General features: G+C 32.6%; 17 protein-coding genes and 1 rRNA gene. 4 read left to right on the top strand and 14 right to left on the bottom strand.

Annotated elements, in window-relative coordinates; genetic code table 11:
- Positions 1-7 precede the first annotated feature (7 nt).
- Positions 8-117 (top strand): 5S ribosomal RNA (gene rrf, locus VLC96_RS18380).
- 202 nt (positions 118-319) lie between these two features.
- On the opposite strand, the gene VLC96_RS18385 is transcribed toward rrf, so the two are convergent.
- On the bottom strand, positions 320-574 hold the full coding sequence (locus VLC96_RS18385) for a transposase (protein WP_325265266.1): 255 nt from the start codon (positions 572-574) through the stop codon (positions 320-322).
- 512 nt (positions 575-1,086) lie between these two features.
- On the opposite strand from VLC96_RS18385, the gene VLC96_RS18390 reads away from it, so the two are divergent.
- Entirely contained in the window at positions 1,087-1,353 is a 267-nt protein-coding gene (locus VLC96_RS18390; RefSeq protein WP_325265267.1) for a hypothetical protein, read from the top strand.
- Positions 1,354-1,364: 11 nt separating this feature from the next.
- Entirely contained in the window at positions 1,365-1,502 is a 138-nt protein-coding gene (locus tag VLC96_RS18395) for a hypothetical protein (RefSeq protein ID WP_325265269.1), read from the top strand.
- A 37-nt stretch (positions 1,503-1,539) separates the two neighbouring features.
- Here the strand turns inward: VLC96_RS18395 and dinB are convergent, their stop codons facing one another.
- Entirely contained in the window at positions 1,540-2,622 is a 1,083-nt protein-coding gene (gene dinB, locus VLC96_RS18400; RefSeq protein WP_325265271.1) for a DNA polymerase IV, read from the bottom strand.
- A 152-nt stretch (positions 2,623-2,774) separates the two neighbouring features.
- On the opposite strand from dinB, the gene VLC96_RS18405 reads away from it, so the two are divergent.
- Complete coding sequence (locus tag VLC96_RS18405) at positions 2,775-3,245, top strand: CYTH domain-containing protein (RefSeq protein WP_325265274.1); 471 nt, start codon at positions 2,775-2,777, stop codon at positions 3,243-3,245.
- A gap of 55 nt (positions 3,246-3,300) precedes the next feature.
- Here VLC96_RS18405 and VLC96_RS18410 read toward each other — a convergent pair whose 3' ends face one another.
- The 12 genes from VLC96_RS18410 to VLC96_RS18465 all read right to left on the bottom strand — a co-directional run.
- Positions 3,301-3,795, bottom strand: coding sequence for a septal ring lytic transglycosylase RlpA family protein (locus VLC96_RS18410; protein ID WP_325265276.1), 495 nt, complete (start codon positions 3,793-3,795; stop codon positions 3,301-3,303).
- 81 nt (positions 3,796-3,876) lie between these two features.
- Complete coding sequence (locus VLC96_RS18415) at positions 3,877-4,299, bottom strand: hypothetical protein (RefSeq protein WP_325265278.1); 423 nt, start codon at positions 4,297-4,299, stop codon at positions 3,877-3,879.
- A 101-nt stretch (positions 4,300-4,400) separates the two neighbouring features.
- On the bottom strand, positions 4,401-7,169 hold the full coding sequence (locus VLC96_RS18420) for a TonB-dependent receptor (RefSeq protein ID WP_325265280.1): 2,769 nt from the start codon (positions 7,167-7,169) through the stop codon (positions 4,401-4,403).
- Between the two features lie 297 nt (positions 7,170-7,466).
- Entirely contained in the window at positions 7,467-9,110 is a 1,644-nt protein-coding gene (pgi, locus tag VLC96_RS18425) for a glucose-6-phosphate isomerase (protein WP_325265281.1), read from the bottom strand.
- 135 nt (positions 9,111-9,245) lie between these two features.
- The gene (locus VLC96_RS18430; RefSeq protein ID WP_325265282.1) at positions 9,246-10,463 is read right to left on the bottom strand and encodes a M23 family metallopeptidase; all 1,218 of its coding nucleotides are present in this window, start codon (positions 10,461-10,463) and stop codon (positions 9,246-9,248) included.
- An 18-nt stretch (positions 10,464-10,481) separates the two neighbouring features.
- Positions 10,482-11,414: a tryptophan 2,3-dioxygenase family protein gene (locus VLC96_RS18435; protein ID WP_325265284.1), complete on the bottom strand. Its 933-nt coding sequence runs from the start codon at positions 11,412-11,414 to the stop codon at positions 10,482-10,484.
- Positions 11,411-12,184 carry a DUF3108 domain-containing protein gene (locus VLC96_RS18440; RefSeq protein ID WP_325265285.1) on the bottom strand — a complete coding sequence of 258 codons (774 nt, stop codon included), beginning with the start codon at positions 12,182-12,184 and terminating at the stop codon, positions 11,411-11,413. Before VLC96_RS18440 ends, VLC96_RS18435 begins: the two co-directional genes overlap by 4 nt.
- A gap of 279 nt (positions 12,185-12,463) precedes the next feature.
- Entirely contained in the window at positions 12,464-13,621 is a 1,158-nt protein-coding gene (gene hppD / locus VLC96_RS18445) for a 4-hydroxyphenylpyruvate dioxygenase (protein WP_325265287.1), read from the bottom strand.
- 112 nt (positions 13,622-13,733) lie between these two features.
- Positions 13,734-14,096: a four helix bundle protein gene (locus VLC96_RS18450; protein WP_325265289.1), complete on the bottom strand. Its 363-nt coding sequence runs from the start codon at positions 14,094-14,096 to the stop codon at positions 13,734-13,736.
- Between the two features lie 118 nt (positions 14,097-14,214).
- Complete coding sequence (locus VLC96_RS18455) at positions 14,215-15,372, bottom strand: homogentisate 1,2-dioxygenase (protein WP_325265291.1); 1,158 nt, start codon at positions 15,370-15,372, stop codon at positions 14,215-14,217.
- Between the two features lie 284 nt (positions 15,373-15,656).
- Positions 15,657-17,858, bottom strand: coding sequence for a patatin-like phospholipase family protein (locus tag VLC96_RS18460; protein ID WP_325265293.1), 2,202 nt, complete (start codon positions 17,856-17,858; stop codon positions 15,657-15,659).
- Between the two features lie 50 nt (positions 17,859-17,908).
- The coding region (locus VLC96_RS18465; RefSeq protein WP_325265295.1) for a helix-hairpin-helix domain-containing protein at positions 17,909-18,784 on the bottom strand (876 nt) is incomplete at its 5' end.

Raw genomic sequence — 18,784 nt, forward strand, 5'->3', positions numbered from 1 at the left:
AAAACCTTAAGGTGGTTATTGCGGCGGGGCTCACCTCTTCCCATCCCGAACAGAGTAGTTAAGCCCGCCTGCGCAGATGGTACTGCAGTTATGTGGGAGAGTATGTCGCTGCCTTTCTTTTTTAAAAACCCTTCATCATTGATGAGGGGTTTTTTGTTTTACGGAAAAACGCTGTCTTTTAAAATCCCAGACTATTTATTTTAGGATCAATACGAAAATGGATCAATACGAAAACCTGTGGAGTAGCAAAAATTAGGCATAAATATTAGTTAGCCTAAAAAGAAAATATTCAACATTTCGTACGCCTCTGAATTTTGATCTAAATGCTTTTATTTTTGCATTGAAAGATTGCGCAGAAAGCATTAGTACTTCTGTTATCAAAGTAGTTCAAGATGGTTTGATAATGGTTTATAATAGTTCTAGAGATTGTATTGAAGGATTTAAATCCTGATTGATGTACTTTTTCATGCCATTTAGCCAATTTTGCAAAACCAATAACCTTATCGGTTGTATTCTCAAAAATACCTCGAAGCTCTTGTGTAAGATTGTATCCTTTGTGGATATTAGGGTACAACTCAAATAATAACGGATCAGGCGCAAAAGTTGGGGATTATGCAAAAAGATTAGATAATCTGAACTAGAAGAAATCTTATTTTTTCTTATAAATCCACTCACTCACTATAGATTTTAATAACTAAAAAGTTATTATCTCAACACAGTAAATACGAAATCAAAAATAAATTAAGTAAAAAAAATATAATTTATAAAAAATGATTGGGCTAAAAAACAAAATCACATAAATTAAAAAATAAGCATAGAAGTCGTAATTATGATGAAAATAATTTAATATTTTTGTGTGAAATAAGAATTGCATAACGAAATTCACAAAGTTATTTCATTTTAATTATAAGAAAAAATTACAAAATAATTACAGAATTAAATATAAAAGGCATTTAAAATTACGCCATATTGATCTAAGAAACTCAAAGAAATATAAATTAAATATTGAATTCTTTGTTAGCAAAATCTCAGAAGAGAATAAAAGAACTTATATCAGAAAGTAATTTTAATTTAAATAAAATCAACATGAAAAAGAAAAAAATAAAAATAAAAATAGAAAAAAGCGATAGTAAAACCTTTGCTTTTTTGCCAGAAGTTGTCTTAGAACATTTGAATGATCCACCAGCTAAAGAATCAAGAGAAATACCTAAAGCTGTAGTAAAAAAAGAAAAGCCTAGCCCTAAACCAGCACAAACTATCATTTTTGATGCGTTGGCAGATCCATTTGACGGAAATACTATAGATATAAAACCTATCGGTAAAAAAAAACTAAAAAACTGTAAAGAATTCTAAAATCAATCAAAATGAAAACAATTATGACAAGCCAAATTACAAACGGGATGTTTGTTTCTGGCAATTATGCAGTATCTATGGATTCAGAAGAAACAATTATCGAATCGATTTTTGATTCGATGATTGAACCTATTATTTATAAATGCTAGATGCTGAGTTTGATTATTTAGAAAATAGTGGTGCAGTTTAAAAATCAAATTTAAGCTGCACCACTATTGTTTTCTTTATTTCGGTATTTAAATTACTTAATGAAATACCTAAAAGGCGCACTGAATCTTTCATTTTTTCTTGATACAATAACTCTTTCACAGTATCCAGAATTAAAGCTTTATCGGCAATGAAATAGGGTAGTGTTTTGCTACGGGTTTGCTGTGTGAAATCACTATACTTAATTTTAAGTGTAACAGTCTTACCCGATATCTGATGCTTTTTTAAACGACGTTCTAATTCTAAAGCTATTTTTTCAAGCTTTTCCAACATGAAAATTTCAGAAGAAAGATTGCTGTCAAAAGTATGTTCGGCAGCTACCGACTTGGCTATACGATGTGATTTTACTTCGCTATTGTGAATGCCTCGAACAACATCATAATAGAAACTTCCAGATTTGCCAAAATGCTTTTCCAGAAATTCGATAGGTCTATTTTTAAGATCCAAACCACTAAAAATGCCAAGCTGAAACATTTTTTCAGCAGTGACTTTGCCAATTCCATAGAATTTTTGTATCGGTAATTTTTCCAGAAAATCAATAACTTCATCTGGATTTACTGTTTTTTGACCATTAGGTTTGTTATAATCGCTGGCAATTTTGGCAACAAATTTATTAACAGAAATTCCTGCTGAAGCTGTCAAACCTACTTCATTAAATATTCGCATTCTGATTTCTTGCGCCAATAAAGTAGCGCTTGGATTTCCTTTTTTGTTTTTAGTCACATCCAAATAAGCTTCGTCAAGAGATAATGGCTCAACCAAATCTGTATATTCACGGAAGATCTTATGAATTTTTTTTGAGATTTCTTTATAACGATCAAATCGTGGTTTTACAAAGATAAGTTGTGGACAGTTTTTTTTTGCCAAAACCCCACTTATAGCACTGCGAACTCCAAATTTTCTGGCTTCGTAACTAGCTGCCGAAACAACTCCGCGATTCTCTGCCCCGCCTACGGCAATTGGTTTTCCTCTAAGTTCGGGATTGTCCATCTGTTCTACCGACGCATAGAAAGCATCCATGTCAATATGTATAATTTTTCTATTTTGTATTGGCTCGAACATGACACAAATTTAGAAACGTTTTAAGTGAAATTATAGGAGTTAAATGTTAAAAAATAAATGAATATCTTTGGATTCGAATTATTTTGTAATGATCGATTATTATCTTCTTGTTTACTTTAAAGAGAGATATTGTTGATCAAAAAAACGAAAAAATGTTAGAAATAGAACGCAAATTTTTAGTCACTTCTGAAGCCTTCAAAACAGAAGCTTTCACACGAAACAGAATAAAACAAGGTTATCTGAGTTCAATTCCTGAAAGAACGGTTAGAGTTCGAATAAAAGGAAATAAAGGATTTCTGACGATAAAAGGGATTTCGAGCGATTCGGGTATATCTCGTTTTGAATGGGAGAAAGAGATTCCTTTGGACGAAGCCGAAAATTTATTGCTTTTATGTGAAAAAGGTGTCATTGATAAGACAAGATTTGAAGTTAAATCAGGTCATCATACTTTCGAAATCGATGAGTTTTATGGCGAAAATCAAGGCCTAATCATGGCTGAAATTGAATTGCAATCAGAGACAGAAGCTTTCGAAAAACCTAGTTGGTTGGGTGAAGAAGTTACCAATGACAAAAGATTTTATAATTCTTATTTAAGTAACAATCCTTATAAAAACTGGAATTAAAGTTATTATAATGATTAGTAATTAGTGCAAATTACTAATCATTATTGACTTTTAATCACTTTCTTAATTCTTCAATCTTTACAATTACAGCGCCTCCATTTTTATTTGAAGTAATATTCATAAAGGCTTTTTTACTTAAATCGATTTCTCTTCCTCTTGCAAAAGGTCCACGATCAGTTATTTCAACAATTACAGATTTTCCATTGGCTTCATTAGTAATTCTGAGTTTGGTTCCAAAAGGAAATTTTCGGTGTGCAGCAGTTAGTTTTTGGTTGTCAAAACGTTTTCCGCTGGCCGTTTTTTTACCATTAAATTTATCATGGTAATAAGAGGCGTGTGCATTTCTTTTAAAAAAAACAAATTTTCCAGTTTCAACAGTTGCAGTATCTGGGGCGATAGTGGCTGGTGTAAATTCTTTTTCAACAACCTTCGTTGTTTTTTTGATAGTATCTTTAGTAATGGAAAATTTTTTGCTTGTAATAATAGAACTTTGACTCGTTACTATACCAATAGCGGCTAGTAAAAATAAAAGTGTGATTATTTTTTTCATTTATAGTTTATTAGGTGAAACTTGAAGAGCAAAAAAATTATGGGTAAAAAAAAGTCCTTTTTCAGGACTTTTAATAATGGATTAAAACCACATTGACCAAGGAATTCTACTTAAAATAAGCAATAATCCTAAACCGTAAAATATCGTGAATCCTTTGAATTTAGATTCACTAGTTATTGCTTTTTTATGTTTTGACCAACCAATTGTTATCAAAATAATAGCAATTATATTAATTAGTGGATGCTCCAAAGATGTTAAGCGTGATACTTTGTCTGACATTTGTCCAAAAGATGCTAATCCAAGAGGAGAAACAAAATACAAAATTATACCAATCAGTAATTGAACGTGAATTCCAATTAATCCAAACAAAGCAATTTTTCTGTCTGTGGAAGTGAATTCTTTTTTAGAAGACAAACCTATTATTGCATTAACAACTGCTATAACAAGAACTAAGAGAGCAACATAAGCCCAACCTGAATGGAATTTTTGTAAAAATGTGTACATAAATAAAACTTTAATTTAAACAAATATAAGCAAAATAGTCATAAAAAAACCCCAATTTGCTAAAAAGCAATTGGGGTTTACTGTATAAAATTTCGATTTTATTAAAAATCGTAACGTAATGTAAAGTTATAAGTTCTTCCGAATCCGAAGAAAACTTGGTTGTTAACTGCTATACCTTTATACGTTTTTTGAGTAGGATAATCTTCTGCAAAATAGTTTGTTTTTGCCTCAGCGATATATATTTCATCAAATACGTTATTCACATTCAATCTGAAATTAACTGATTTGTCTTTTTTAGCACCTACTAACATTTTGTATGAGAATCCAGCGTCAACCAATCCATAAGAAGGCAATTCTAAAGATCCTTTATTATCAGCAGCAGTAAAATTATTAGGAGAAATTGCTGCATATAAATTGTCATAGTAGTTATAATTAGCATCCAACGTAACTCTTGTCAAAACTTCGTAAGAAGCACCTATAGAAGCAGTCATTTGAGCAGCATCACCTACTTTAACCTTATCTAAATATAAAAGACTTTTACTCAATTCAACATTACTGTTATTGTATAATGTTGCATTCGCATTTCCACTGTACTCCCAGTTTCCAAAAGAGAACATTCCGTTTACTCTGAATCTGTCAGTAATTCTGGCATTTCCTTCGAACTCAGCACCCATATGTGTTTCGTTAAGTCCTGTATAATCAAAATAACCTCCAGGATTTCCGGTAGTATTATTATCATTTACTCTTAAGTTTCTATCTTTCCAAGTAGTGTAATATAAATTCACATTGGCAGTAAAAATTCCAGAACGGAAACCATATCCTGCTTCAGCAGCAGTGATTTTTTCATTCACTAAATATGGATTAACCAAAGAAGCATTTCCCGGATAAACCGCATTGAAGAATGGCTGTTTAGAATAGAATCCACCATTAACAAAAACATTATGATGCTCGTTAATGTTATAGTTTACCCCCCCTTTTATGTTACCTCCAAGAATATTTTCATAATCTGTAGAAGAAAGTGGATCTGAAGTTTTGTATTTAAAATAATCAACTCTTTTGAAACCTTGTTGAGAAACAGCTCCTTGAATAAATGCTGTCAAGTTATCTTTAGAGTACTCTAATTGAGTAAATGCTCCGTACCAATTTACATTTCCATCATTGTAGAAATTGATTTTTTCATCAACAATAGCATTTGCAAAAGGATTCCCAGAAGGTTTTGTACTGTAAGTTTCCTTCAGAATTCTACCTGGATTATTTACATCAAAATTATCATAATACTCATCTGCACCTAATAAATTAGTTATATTTTGGTAGTGTATACCTACATAAGTTCTTGCGTCAAGACCTAAATCCCACGTAATATTTTCTGTGAATTTTTTATTGAAGTTAATTACACCACCATACCAGTCATGAGAGTTGATAGATGAGATTTGTGTAATACCTGAAGTAGTATTGTAAACATAATTAGATGAATTAGTACCAGTTCTACCAGTACTTGAACTGTTTTGGTAAGCACCTCCTACAGCAGGTATTGTTGTTCTTGTTCTATTTGCACCATCTACAAAAACAGTTTGTCCAGAGTTGTAAGCGTAAATTTTATCATAGTCAACCAAACCATTAGCCGTTCTGAATGTATTAGCTGTATAGGTTTGCCCTCTAACTCCTCCTGCTCCTCTTGTTCCTCCTCCACGACCCCATGAGCCATAAAGAACTGTTGATAAACTTGAAGTTTCGTTAATTTTATAATCCCAGTTAATAGATCCAACTGGCTTATGGTAGTAATTTCTAACCATATTGAATTTTTCACCATTCAAATAACCCCAATCTGAGTTGTATTTGATGTTTGGCTCGCCATTAACACCATACTTTTGATATTGTTCAATCGTTATGTTTGAACTTCTTTGGTCGTGCCATTGCGGTGCTCCCGTAAAAGTAAATTGAATATCGTGTTTATTGTTTTTGGTAGAGTATCCTAAAGCAACAAAATAATTATCCCCAACAAATTCAGTTCCGTCAATATAACCATCACCCATAGTGTGACTGTATAAAACAGATGCAGAAAGACCATTCTCTAATTTCCCTGTTGAATATGAAGCTTGTGTTTTTAAGTAATTAGCGTTTCCGAAAGAAGAACTAATTGATCCTCCTTCTTTACGATCTGAAGTTTTAGTTATAACATTAATTGTTCCACCAACAGAAGCAATTGCTAATTTTGAAGACCCTAAACCTCTTTGAACCTGCATTGCAGAAGTAACATCAGATAAACCAGCCCAGTTACTCCAATAAACAGCACTAGTTTCCATATCGTTTACCGGCATACCGTTAATCATAACAGCAATATTTTTTTGGTCGAATCCACGAATGTTAACTCTTGAATCTCCGAAACCTCCCCCTGCTTTTGTAGCATATACAGAAGGTGTGTTTTTTAAGATTTCTGGGAATTCCTGAGTTCCTAGTTTTTCCTGAATTTCAGCTGATCTGATTGTTGAAACGGCAACAGGTGTTTTTCTGTCTTTTGCAACGTCTACAACCGATGACTTAACAACTATTTCACTTAATTCATTTGAATTAGCAACCAAAATGATGTTTCCTAAATCAGCTTTTCCGCCTGAGATGTTAAAGTTAATAGTTTGGTTTGCAAAACCAATGTAAGAAATAATTAATTGTCCAGAGTTAGTATTAGAATCAACCGTGAACTTACCGTCAAAACCTGTAGAGGTGCTGGATGATGTGCCTTTAATAGCGACATTAGCTCCAGGTAATGGACTTTGTCCATCGGTAATAGTTCCAGTGATTTTTCCTTGAGAAAATACGGCTGAAACTGCCAAAAACAGTAATCCAGAGAGTAACCAATTTTTCATATTTTTCATTCTTGTTAGTTTAAATATTTTTGGCAAAATTATAACATTTAAATGAATTAATGTTAAGGAAAGTTTAATTAATTGCTTCTAAAGTAACCAAACCCAAAGAATAAAGCATGTTTGAATTATAAAGTTAATGTTTTAGTGATATCCTTATTTTTAATATAAAAAAATAAGAATTTAACACTATAACTAATTCTCTATTTCTTCTATTTTTTTAATTAAAAAAGCAAAAAGGAGTTTTATATCCAAAAAAAAACTCTGATATTAATCAGAGTTTTTAGTATTACCAATACTAAATTCAATTTATTTATTTTCTAAAAAATACTTCAATAAAAACTTAGTTGAACTATCATGATTTTTAACTTCCTTAGTATGGATTTCATCCAAAATTGAATTGGCTAATTGTTTGCCAAGTTCTACTCCCCATTGGTCAAAACTGAAAATGTTCCAAATAAAACCTTGTACAAAAATTTTATGCTCATACATCGCAATCAATGAACCTAATGATTTTGGCGTTAATTTTTGAATTAAAATAGTGTTAGTTGGTTTGTTTCCTGTAAAAACTTTGAAAGGCAAAAGCGCACTTGCTTTATCTGCACTTAATCCCTGCTTATCGAATTCTGCTTGCACTTGTGCTTCAGATTTTCCATTCATTAAAGCTTCGGTTTGTGCAAAAAAGTTCGACATTAATTTATCATGGTGATTATTATCTCCATATAAAGGTTTTACAAATCCGATAAAATCAGTTGGAATCAATTTTGTCCCTTGATGAATTAACTGGAAAAAAGCATGTTGCGCATTAGTACCAGGCTCTCCCCAGATAATAGTTCCAGTTTCGTAATTCACTGGTTTTCCATCACGGCCAACGCTTTTACCATTACTTTCCATTGTTCCTTGTTGTAAATAAGGAGCTAATTTTTGTAAATATTGTGTATAAGGAATCAATGCCTCACTTTCGGCACCAAAGAAATTATTGTACCAAACGCTTAATAGAGCTAATGTTACTGGAATATTTTTATCAAAATCGGCAGTTTTAAAATGTTCGTCCATTTCATTTGCACCGCTTAACAAATCATTAAAATTATCAAAACCAACTGCTAAACTTATAGAAAGACCAACTGCACTCCACAAAGAGAAACGTCCTCCAACCCAGTCCCACATTGGGAATACGTTTTCTGGATTGATTCCAAACTCAGTTACTTTTTGAATATTAGTTGAAACAGCTACGAAGTGTTTGGCGACATCTTCTTGTTTAGCTGATTTTAAAAACCAAGCTTTAATTGTTTCAGAATTCGTTAAAGTTTCCTGAGTGGTAAATGTTTTAGAAACAATTACAAATAAAGTAGTTTCCGGGTTTAATTTTTTGATGATTTCATTTACGTGATCTCCATCAACATTCGATGCGAAATGTACGTTTAAATGATTTTTATAATATTGTAATGCTTCAACAGCCATTACTGGTCCTAAATCTGAACCTCCAATACCAATATTTACAACATCAGTAAATGGTTTTCCTGTATATCCGGTTCTTTGACCTGAAGTAATTTCGTTTGTAAATGCCTTTACTTTGTTCTTAACTTCATAAACTTCTGGCATCACATTTACACCATCAACATTGATAACTGCTGATGCTGCAGCACGTAAAGCTGTGTGCAAAACCGCTCTACCTTCTGTTTGATTAATAATGGCTCCTCCAAAATAATCGGCGATAGCATTTTTTAAACCTGTTTCGTTGGCTAATTCTAATAATAAATCAATTGTTTCCTGATTGATTCTGTTTTTAGAATAATCTACCAGAAAATCATTCCATTTTAAATGAAACTTTTCTGTTCTTGATGAGTCAGCTTCAAACATAGCTGACATTGAGTCGTTTTGTATTTTTGTATAGTGTGCCTGAAGCTTTTTCCAAGCAGAAGTTTCGGTTGGGTTTATTGTATTTAAAGCCATTTTATTCCTTATTTTTTTATGTTGCACAAATTTACTGAAATAAGTTTAATTGGACTAAAATCAGGCAATTTTATAACAATATAATAGCAAATAATCGAAATAAATTAACTTAGACTATAGAGCTCAAAGGCTTTTTTATAGATTTGAAACACTATCTAATTCGAATTTTAAAGGTTCAATTTTCTTTAGGAATCGTTCTTTGTTTTTTGGATTCATTGGTTCGCCATTTGGTAATTTAAGTCGCAACGCATCAACTTGAACCCCATTTTTCCAAAAACGATAACAAACATGCGGACCAGTTGCTAATCCTGTACTTCCAACCAATCCGATAGTTTGTCCCTGGTTTACATGTTGTCCACGTCTGACTAATATTCTGGACATGTGTAAGTATTGAGTAGAATACACTTTATTATGTTTCACTTTTACAAAGTTTCCGTTACCAGCGGTATAACCCGTTTGCTCAACAATTCCAGCTGCGGTTGTCGAAATTGGTGTTCCATAAGGTGCTGCATAATCGGTTCCTTTATGCGCTTTCCAGATTTGCTGGACTGGATGAAAACGATTAGAAGAAAAATGAGATGTAATTCGGCTGAATTTGATTGGTGTTTTGAGAAAGAAGTTTTTAAGTGTTTTTCCATCTTCATCATAATAATCGACACTGCCTGAACCGGGATTTTGTTCGAATGGAAATGCGTAAATAATTTTGCCCTTATATTCAAAAAAAGCAGCTTGCAAACTATCTACACCATCATAAATAGAATCATTTATATAACGTTCTGTAAAAGTTAATCCAAATCGATCTCCTTTTTTGACTTTAAAGAAATCGACAGACCATGCAAAAATTTTAGAAATTTTACTAGCCAATGAACCTTCAACTTTTGCTGCATCTAATGTTTCGGATAAAGAACCTTTTAATACTCCGCCGATGGTTCGGCGTTTTAAAGTTAATGGTTTTGTTTTTTTAGAAGCTTTCGCAATTGAATCTCTCAAATCAATTACATAATAATGCAGGGCATCTGGTTGGTAAATAAATACACTTAGGGTATTGGTTTTGTTTTTTGAGCGAAGTAGCGTGTAACCTTTATTTATTCTGATAGAACGAACATCAAAAGTATCTTTTACTTGTGCTACAATGTCATATACTTTTTTATCACCAATATTTTGATTTTGTAAAATACTTCCAAACGTGTCTCCAGATTTTACAGAATCCTGAACCACATTAAAATCTGAAAATTTAAACCCAAAATCGCTTTTTTTGGATTTTGGAATCACATGATTTTCTACAATTTCTTTTTCTTTAGTACAAGAAAGCATTGAAAAAAGCACTGCTACAATTATAAATATCTTTTTCAAATTAACTCTTTTTATTATTTAGTTTTCTACACCCCAATTAGCCAATTCTTCTTCACTCCACAATTCCGGGAAGAAAATTCTTCTTTGATATTTTGGATGCATGTATTTTTTCCAATCACTTCCGCCTGTAGCTTCGCCATCAGTTTTGCCGTTGTCTATATATTTTCTGGCAGCATTCAAATGTCCCATTACCCAAGTAATATTTACGGTATGGTCATAGTGACGCATTGCTTTTACCAATTCAGGGTTTTTACGATCCGATTCTGGTAATTGCTTGAATTTTTGCCAAAGATTTATCGTGTTGTATTCTTTCATTTGAGCAATAAAAGTTGCCTTATATTTGCGTTCAAATTCCAATAACAGATATGATTTTTCACCTGTTTGATGGTCCTTTCCAGCTGCTTGCCAATACATATGATCCAGAGCGTGTTCATAAGGAGTATTTCTATCAATTGTTGCTCTGAAACGATAATCGATAAGATTGATTAAATCTGTTGAGGCGATTTCTATCATTCTGTATTGTGCACTTTGAAAACCACTTGCAGGAGTAAGTGTATTTCTAAATTTCATGTATTGTCCTACTTCCATGCCATCACCCATAATATCAAATGATGTGGTAAGCATATCAAAATAACGACTGATTCTAGTTAGTCTTTCAGTAAAAAAATCGGTTGTTAATTTTCCGGAATAGGAAATTTGATGCATTTCCCAAAGTATCATTTTAAAAAGCAATTCATTGACCTGATGGTACATGATAAAAACCATTTCGTCAGGCAATGTAGTTCTTTGAATTTGCAGATTAAGCAGCGCATCAGTTTGTATATAATCCCAATATGTTATTGGTTTTGACCAAAGCAATCCTTCAAGATGAGTCTCTGTTTTTTGATTTATCTGTTGGAATTTTTGATCAATTTCATTCAAAATTGATGCTGTGGTATCATTTATTGTCATTTTGTTTTTAATTTAAACGGATTATTTAACCCTCTGTATTCTTCCAAATCCGCTTTGACTGACCCAACCAAAAGTGTTGCTTTTATTCTGATAGGGATCTTATTGTAGTCGTCTGAAATCCATATGGTTAAACTCTCTTCTTCCTTAAACACACGTCCAGACTGCACCAAAGGTCTGAAAATCATCGTTGGAACGACCCCAAATTTAGTTTTTATATCTTCTCTTCCGATAAATTTTAACTTAAACTTTGTAATCTCGTTATCAAAAAACATATCAATAATAACAGATTCGCCTGCTTTGATTTTATTGATATTAGGGTAATTTCGTAAATAATAAAAAGACGAAAGAATGTCCTGAGCATTATTTGGGAAATCAAAAGCTTTTTCAGTTTTGTGTTTGTAGTCTTTTACTAAGATTCTGTTGGTACGCTGATTAAAAAAACCCTCCTGATCTTTGGTATATCCTCCTTCATTGATTTTGCGAATAAAGCGATAAGGGTTTCGGGTATCTTTATCAATATAACTTTCGTAAACATCTTTGACCTCAAAAAAGAATTTGGTCATACCAGTTGAATAGCCTTTGCCAATTACATGATAAACAGCTTGGTTGTATAGTGTTTCGTCTTTGACTTCGATTGTAGCATAGCCGGCATTAATAATCCCATAATGCACTCTGAATTTAAGGAATTCGCCTCCCACAAAAGCTTCCTCCTTTTGTGTATCGAAACCTAACGTGAAGATTATTAATATGAAAATTATAATTTTTTTCATCAGATTCGATTTATTGTAAAAATAATCTCAAATGTATTAAAACAAAAAAACTCAGTCAAATTAAAGACTGAGTTTTTATGCTATTAACTAACCAAAAAACTATAAATTATGAAAATTTATATGAAACTAGAAAGGAAACCACCCCTTTCTGATTTGCGAGTGCAAAGGTATTCTATAAATCAAGGATTTTTTAGTAAAAAATCAAGTTTAACACAACGTTTGCAGTTTTAAGGGTTTGTTAACGATTATTTTTTTTGATAATGTAAAAAAAACCAACTTTTATAACGTTCCTCGCAATTCCTGTTCGCGCTCAATCGACTCAAAAAGAGCTTTAAAGTTCCCGGCGCCGAATCCTTTAGCTCCCATTCTTTGAATAATTTCGAAAAATAATGTGGGACGATCCTGAACTGGTTTGGTGAAAATTTGCAATAAATAACCGTCTTCATCTGCATCGGCCATAATGGCTAATTTTTCTATTTCGTTTAAATCTTCTTTCATCATGCTCATGTGCGCGCCCAATCTTTCTGGAATAGCTTCGTAATAAGTATGAGGTGGTGATGATAAAAATTCTACTCCTCTTGATTTTAGCTCCGAAACTGTTTTTATAATATCATCGGTAGCAATGGCAATGTGTTGAATTCCTGGGCCACCATAGAAATCTAAGTACTCTTCTATTTGTGATTTTTTCTTTCCTTTGGCCGGTTCGTTAATAGGGAATTTGATTCTTCCGTTTCCATTGGACATTACTTTACTCATCAAAGCGGAATATTCGGTATTGATTTGCTTGTCGTCGAAAGACAAGAAATTTACAAAGCCCATTACTTCTTCGTAGAATTTTACCCAAATATTCATTTCGTTCCAACCCACATTTCCAACCATGTGGTCAATGTATTTTAGACCCGTTGGTTTTGGATTATAATCGGATTTCCATTCCTTGTAACCAGGCAGGAAAACACCTTTGTAATTTTTTCTTTCTACAAAAACATGAACCGTTTCTCCATACGTGTAAATGCCTGAACGCACTACTTCTCCAAATTCGTCTTGCTCAACGGTTGGTTCCATAAAAGAACGAGCGCCGCGTTTCATGGTTTCTTCGTAAGCACTTCTTGCATCTTCCACCCAAAGAGCAGCTACTTTTACACCGTCGCCATGTTTTTTTAAATGGTCGTGAATAGGAGAGTCCTGTGTTAAAGGCGTGGTCAAAACTATTCGGATTTTGTCTTGTTTTAATACATAGGAGGCTTTGTCTTTTACGCCTGTTTCCAATCCTGCGTATGCCAATGATTGATAACCAAAAGCGGTTTTATAATAATGTGCAGATTGTTTTGCGTTGCCTACGTAAAATTCTACATAATCGGTTCCTAATAATGGAAGGAAATCCTGAGCTCCCTCGAAGATTTTTTCTAATCCGTATTCTACTGGTTTTACTTGTTTCATGTCTATATAATTTGAGAATGAGAAAATGTGTCAATTTGTAAATATGTCAATTAGATAATTAAATATTAGGTTAACATCAATAACTATCTCATTTTCTAATTATCAAATTATCTCATTTTCCCATTTTTGTTGTTGCTATTATTTTGTTTAAAATTTTTAAAATTTCTGAAAGATCATTTAATAAAAGTTTACAACTTGGGTATTCACTATGGGCGTCACATAAAAACAGCCAATATTCAGCTTCATCCACCTCCTTAATTGCTATTTTTAATTTATGTATAAAATCAGCTTTACTTTCTGCATTTTGTGATTCTTTTGAATTTGCTCCAATTGATGTTCCGCTTTTTAATAATTGATTTGCAATTACAAACTTCTTTTGATCTTGTAATTCGTTCGTATAGTCAATTATATTTAAGGCAAAATTGAAAGTTTTTATTAAAAGTGCATTGTCTTTGTATTTTTCGTTGAAAGTCATTTGTTTTAATTAGATAATGAGTCAATAAGATAATTTATTTTGTAATCTTAAAATTACAAAATTATTTTAATTATTATATTGGCATATTATCTAATTGACACATTATCACATTGAATAATTATTCTACCCACGATTTATAATACTGTCCATCGTCAAGTTTCATTGCTTCTTCGGTAACCATAAGGGGGTGGAAAGTGTCGACCATTACAGCTAATTCCTGTGTTTCTGTATGACCGATGCTGCGTTCCATTGCTCCGGGTGCGGGTCCATGTGGAATCCCTTTTGGGTGCAATGTTATGTGACCTTGCTCGATATTGTTACGACTCATGAAATCGCCATCCACATAATACAGTACTTCGTCGCTATCAATATTACTGTGATTATACGGCGCCGGAATGGATTTTGGATGGTAATCATACAGTCTTGGAACGAACGAGCAAACTACAAAATTGGCGGTTTCGAATGTTTGATGAACTGGAGGCGGCTGATGTACGCGACCCGTAATTGGCTCGAAATTGTGAATGGAAAATCCATACGGAAAATTGTATCCATCCCAACCTACAACGTCAAAAGGATGAGTGGCATAAATGACTTCATGCATCACGCCTTCTTTTTTTATTTTGATGACAAAATCTTCTTTTTCGTCGTGAGATTCTAATTCGTTTGGCAAAATAAAGTCGCGTTCGCAAAATGGGGAATGTTCCAAGTGTTGTCCAGACGCATTTTTGTATCGTTTTGGTGTATAAAATGGCGAAAATGACTCTACATAAAACAAGCGGTTTTCCTCGTTTTCAAATTCGATTTGATAAATAATGCCGCGTGGAATAATCAAATAATCACCGTATTCGAAAGGAATATTTCCGAGCATTGTACGGAGTTTTCCTTTACCTCTGTGAATAAAAATCAATTCATCTGCATCGGCATTTTTGTAGAAATAAGTGGTTAATGATTTTCTGGGAGCTGCCAATCCAATGGTGCAATCTCTGTTGACCAACAGCGGTTTGCGGCTTTCTAAGAAATCATCTTCTGGCTTCAGTTCAAAACCTTTTAACAATAATGATTTAATGTTTTTGCCAATCGCAATTTTGGGTTCAACCGAATAGGATTTTATAATTTCTTTGACCTGAGTGGGTCTGTAAATATGATAGGATAAAGATGAATTTCCATGAAAACCTTCTGTACCAAATAGTTGTTCGTAATAAAAGCCTCCATTTGGATTTTCAAACTGAGTGTGTCTTTTGGGAGGAAAGTTTCCTAGTTTATGATATATTGGCATGATTTTTCAAATTAGAAATTAAACAATGTGAAAATTAGATAATCAAATAATTTGGCAATTAGATAATTAAATAAAACATTGAATGAAACTGCATAATAAGAATTGAAAATTAATTCTAACCATTCAAATCACACAGCATTTTCGAATTATCTAATTATCAAATTATCTAATTGAAAAATCACTCTGGATTTCTTTTAATCAAGAATTGAAGATACTCTAATAAACCCGTCCAATTTGTTTTCATTATTACAAATATCGTGAATTTATTTAACAAAAAATACTAATTAAAAATTAAATCCAACAGAAAACCAAACAAATGAATTGGAAATTTCCGGTGACCAGGAATATTTTACTTCGATTGGTCCAATTACAGTTTCCAATCCATAACCTAACGCATAGCCTGAATATTTGGGTAGCGAAAGCCAATCTAAGGTATTGTAAATGTTATCTCCTATATTGGCATAATTGGCAGAAAGATTAAGATGATTTTTTCTAAAAATTTCATAATCGAATGTAAAATTCGATCCTATATAACTATTTCCTGAAATACTCAAAAAATCGTAGCCGTAAAAATATTTAAAATTGTTTGAATTATTTAGGCTAAAACCATATCCTCCCAGCATATAATCAAAGTATGGCATACTTTTATCTCCGATAGTTACCCCAGCCTCTGTCTGAAATTTTAGTGTCATTTTCTTGAAAATTGTTTTAGCGATACCGGCTTCACTACTTATTGTGAAAAAAGGCGAAAAATTTGCTTCACTTTCAGAAGAAAACATATAAAATTGGGGATTTGCAGAGAAATACCATCCTTTTTTTGGAAAGTATTTATTGTCGTAAGAATCATATTTTATGTAGCCAAAAGCACTACCATAAGTACTTTTGGTAATAGTTGGGTCTATTTCTAAAGTCTCCGAGGAAATGTCTAGATATTCAAACTCAACTCCAATACCGATAAGGAATTTTTGTGCAAATACGGATTGAATATAAAGCTGATTTGACAAATTTAGATAATCAACATTGATTGAATTTGAGGCTTGAGTATTGTAAGTGATTACATTTACTGGCAGATTTTTATTAAATTGATTTAACTGCGATTTGAAACCATAACTCAACTGAAACCCATTATCAATATAGTAGTCAAAATAATATCTGAAATTATCTCCCAAAACCAAATCGGCGGATAAAAAATCATTTTTTAAAAAAGTTTTTTTATGCGTCATATTTGCCAAAATGGCGCTTTTATATAAACCATCATAGTGCAAAGCAAATTTTAAGCTTGTTGTTACTGGGCTTTCGGTAAGTGTAAGAATTAAATCATCATAATCGCCATTTTTATCAAAATAGTAAGTTACGTTGCTAAAATTTTGCGTAGCATTCAGGTTGTTAATTCCTGTTTCGATATCCTTGAAACTGATTTTGGATTTGGGTTTGAAGTTTAGTTTTCCAATAACATAATCTCTGGAATAATTTTTAAGATCATTTATTTTGATATCAACAATGTTTAGGCTATCGGTTTGGACTTTTAATTTAGGTTTGTGATAAGGATGCGCTTTATCTACCAAAACATCTAATTTTTCATATACTGAAAAAGCAGCATCTTCACCTTTTTTAATAATTTCAGCAGCTTTTTCAAAAGACACAACGCCGTAATTTTTTACTTCAGGTTTTATATAAATATCTGTTAAACTAGCATTTGTTTTCATTCTTTCAATCATTTGCAAATTGGTAATTTGAAAGAACACTTTTGAGGCACTTCGGAGTTCGTCTTTACTAAGCAAACCCGATTGTACATCAACACCAATTACAATATCGGCACCCATTTTTCGCACTTCTTCAATGGGATAATTATTAATCACCCCACCATCAATAATAAGGTTATTGTCAATGATTACGGGTGCAAATATGGAAGGCAATGAAGAACTCCCTGTTAAGGCACGAGCCAGAATTCCTTTGTCAAAAACTACTTGTTCACCAAGCGCGATATTAGTCCCGATACATAAAAAAGGCGTAGGTAATTGGCTAAAATCACGAATGTGTCTGACCGGCAAAGTTAATCGGCTCAATAAGTTAAAATTATACATTCCTTTCGAAAGTGCTTCGGGCGTACCAATGCTAAATTTATTAAAAGGAAGTATCAAAGCGTATAACTCGTCATTTCTTTTTTCGTAAAAATTCTTGGATGATCTGGGAATATAGTCATTAATTACATTGCTGAAATTGGTAATGTCAATAATGGAATCAATTTGTTTGGCATTGTAGCCAATAGCATAAAGTCCACCGATTACTGCCCCCATGCTCGTACCGCCAATATAGTCTATCTTTATTCCGGCATCTTCCAAGACATTTAAAACACCTATATGTGCAAACCCTTTGGCGCCACCGCCGCTTAACACCAAACCGATTTTCGGTCTTTTAATTGTGTCTTGCGAAAATGAATTCAAACAAGTTAAAGACAAAAGAATAATAAACAATACTCTATACATATGGGAGCAAATTATTTTTGATACCTTCTCTATTTTTTTTAGAAAAAATATTACTTATTTGTTTTGTAAAAGTCGGTAATTTTTTTGGCTTTTGATAGACCAATAACATCAGAAATTTCTTTTTCTGTTGCTAATTTTAATCTTTTAACACTTTTAAAATGTTGAATTAATGTTAGCATTGTTTTTTCGCCAATGCCCGGAATACTTTCAATCGAAGAATTAAGAGCCGACTTGCTTCGTTTATCTCTGTGAAAAGTAATCCCAAAACGATGCGCTTCATTTCGTAATTGTTGAATGACTTTTAAGGTTTCCGATTTTTTATCCAAATATAAAGGAACTGAATCTCCTGGATAAAATAACTCCTCCAGCCTTTTGGCAATTCCAATAATGGCAATTTTCCCTCGTAATCCCAAAGCATCAATACTTTTCAAAGCCGATGACAATTGTCCTTTTCCACCATCAATAATAATTAAGTTGGGCAAAGGCTCATTTTCGTCCAGTAATCTTTTATAACGACGATAGACTATTTCTTCCATCGAAGCAAAATCGTTAGGTCCCTCTACTGTTTTTACATTAAAATGTCTATAGTCTTTTTTGCTGGGTTTACCATCTTTGAAAACCACACAGGCCGCAACAGGATTGGTTCCTTGAATATTAGAGTTGTCAAAACATTCGATATGTCTTGGTTCTACTGGCAATCTCAAATCGCTTTTCATTTGCGCCATAATTCTATTGGTATGACGATCTGGATCTACAATTTGTAATTGTTTGAGTTGTTCTATTCTATAAAATTTAGCATTTCGGATTGATAAATCTAAAATCTGTTTTTTATCTCCCAATTGCGGTACGGTCACTTTTATTTTTTCGCCCAAATCCAAATCAAAAGGAACTATTACTTCTTTTGACATTAACTGAAAGCGCTCACG

The sequence above is a fragment of the Flavobacterium sp. genome, from assembly GCF_035456085.1.
In the GTDB taxonomy this organism is placed as follows: domain Bacteria; phylum Bacteroidota; class Bacteroidia; order Flavobacteriales; family Flavobacteriaceae; genus Flavobacterium.

Excerpts from the sequence above, each read along its gene's own strand:
- VLC96_RS18460 (WP_325265293.1), bottom strand. The coding sequence starts at position 17,858 with ATGTATAGAGTATTGTTTATTATTCTTTTGTCTTTAACTTGTTTGAAT.
- hppD (WP_325265287.1), bottom strand. The coding sequence starts at position 13,621 with ATGAAACAAGTAAAACCAGTAGAATACGGATTAGAAAAAATCTTCGAG.
- VLC96_RS18455 (WP_325265291.1), bottom strand. The coding sequence starts at position 15,372 with ATGCCAATATATCATAAACTAGGAAACTTTCCTCCCAAAAGACACACT.
- VLC96_RS18440 (WP_325265285.1), bottom strand. The coding sequence starts at position 12,184 with ATGAAAAAAATTATAATTTTCATATTAATAATCTTCACGTTAGGTTTC.
- VLC96_RS18405 (WP_325265274.1), top strand. The coding sequence starts at position 2,775 with ATGTTAGAAATAGAACGCAAATTTTTAGTCACTTCTGAAGCCTTCAAA.
- VLC96_RS18420 (WP_325265280.1), bottom strand. The coding sequence starts at position 7,169 with ATGAAAAATATGAAAAATTGGTTACTCTCTGGATTACTGTTTTTGGCA.
- VLC96_RS18390 (WP_325265267.1), top strand. The coding sequence starts at position 1,087 with ATGAAAAAGAAAAAAATAAAAATAAAAATAGAAAAAAGCGATAGTAAA.
- VLC96_RS18415 (WP_325265278.1), bottom strand. The coding sequence starts at position 4,299 with ATGTACACATTTTTACAAAAATTCCATTCAGGTTGGGCTTATGTTGCT.
- VLC96_RS18450 (WP_325265289.1), bottom strand. The coding sequence starts at position 14,096 with ATGACTTTCAACGAAAAATACAAAGACAATGCACTTTTAATAAAAACT.
- VLC96_RS18410 (WP_325265276.1), bottom strand. The coding sequence starts at position 3,795 with ATGAAAAAAATAATCACACTTTTATTTTTACTAGCCGCTATTGGTATA.
- VLC96_RS18395 (WP_325265269.1), top strand. The coding sequence starts at position 1,365 with ATGAAAACAATTATGACAAGCCAAATTACAAACGGGATGTTTGTTTCT.
- VLC96_RS18435 (WP_325265284.1), bottom strand. The coding sequence starts at position 11,414 with ATGACAATAAATGATACCACAGCATCAATTTTGAATGAAATTGATCAA.
- pgi (WP_325265281.1), bottom strand. The coding sequence starts at position 9,110 with ATGGCTTTAAATACAATAAACCCAACCGAAACTTCTGCTTGGAAAAAG.
- dinB (WP_325265271.1), bottom strand. The coding sequence starts at position 2,622 with ATGTTCGAGCCAATACAAAATAGAAAAATTATACATATTGACATGGAT.